Genomic DNA, 674 nt, shown 5'->3' with positions numbered 1-674 from the left:
CCGCCCCGCCCGCGGGCGCGCCCCCCCAGCGCGCCCACCCCACCAGCCTCGGGGGGGGGGGGGCTCCCCGCTGGGCGCTCCCACCCCCCCCCCCCCACCCCGCCCTCGGACCGCTCCAGGTCGTCGCCGGCGGTCTGCTCGCCATCGGCGAGGACGCGGCCGCCGCGCGGGACCTGGCCCGCCCGAAGATCGCCCTGTACGTGGGCGGCATGGGCGCACCGGGCAAGAACTTCTACAACGACCTCGCCGTGGCGTACGGCTACGAGAAGGAAGCCCGGCTCATCCAGGAGCTGTACCTGTCGGGCCGCAAGAAGGAGGCCGAGGCTGCCGTGCCCGACGAGCTGTGCGAGCTCATGTCGCTGTGCGGCCCGGAGGGCTACGTCCGTGAGCGCGTCGCCGCCTTCCGCGAGGCCGGTGTGACGATGCTGAACGTCGTCCCCGTGGGCCCGGAACCGGCCCGCCTGGTCGAGACCGTCAAGAGCTGGCTGTAGAAACCCTCACTCACCGGAAAGGCTTGTCAGTGAGCACCGAAGCGTACGTGTACGACGCGATCCGCACCCCGCGCGGCCGCGGCAAGGCGAACGGCGCCCTGCACGGCACCAAGCCCATCGACCTGGTCGTCGGCCTCATCCACGAGATCCGCGACCGTTTCCCGGGCCTGGACCCCGCCGCGA

At 73.4% G+C, this 674-nt stretch carries 1 protein-coding gene and 1 pseudogene; both read left to right on the top strand.

Annotated elements, in window-relative coordinates; genetic code table 11:
* Nucleotides 1-491 (top strand): LLM class flavin-dependent oxidoreductase (locus ACFW2E_RS38020; RefSeq protein WP_384473954.1); only part of this gene is annotated, 491 nt, incomplete at its 5' end.
* A 29-nt stretch (nucleotides 492-520) separates the two neighbouring features.
* A pseudogene (locus ACFW2E_RS38015) lies at nucleotides 521-674 on the top strand (acetyl-CoA C-acyltransferase); the annotation flags it as partial.

Source organism: Streptomyces sp. NPDC058964, assembly GCF_042741275.1.
Taxonomy (GTDB): Bacteria; Actinomycetota; Actinomycetes; order Streptomycetales; family Streptomycetaceae; genus Streptomyces.
The sequence above is the reverse complement of the archived record's forward strand: the minus strand, read 5'-3'. Positions and strand labels throughout refer to the sequence as shown.